Origin of the sequence: Legionella parisiensis, from assembly GCF_001467945.1 — a bacterium.
In the GTDB taxonomy this organism is placed as follows: domain Bacteria; phylum Pseudomonadota; class Gammaproteobacteria; order Legionellales; family Legionellaceae; genus Legionella; species Legionella parisiensis.
In genome coordinates, this window is the sequence record NZ_LNYQ01000013.1 from 864860 (window position 1) to 865098 (window position 239).

Below are 239 nucleotides of genomic sequence, written 5' to 3' on the forward strand. Positions count from 1 at the left end.
CCTAAGTTCTTGATTTTAAATGGCGCGCTCGGAGGGACTCGAACCCCCGACACCTTGGTTCGAAGCCAAGTACTCTATCCAGCTGAGCTACGAGCGCAATGGGGTATGGATTAAATATTTTGCAAGTTACTTCTGGTTGATATTGGATATTAGTTTACCAGAATGGTGGGCCGTATAGGATTCGAACCTATGACACAGAGGTTAAAAGCCTCCTGCTCTACCACCTGAGCTAACGGCCC

2 tRNA genes are annotated in these 239 nt (G+C 47.7%); both read right to left on the bottom strand.

Annotation, left to right across the window (positions count from 1 at the left end):
• Positions 1-20: 20 nt before the first annotated feature.
• Positions 21-97, bottom strand: a tRNA-Arg gene (locus Lpar_RS09870).
• Between the two features lie 66 nt (positions 98-163).
• A tRNA-Lys gene (locus Lpar_RS09875) sits at positions 164-239 on the bottom strand.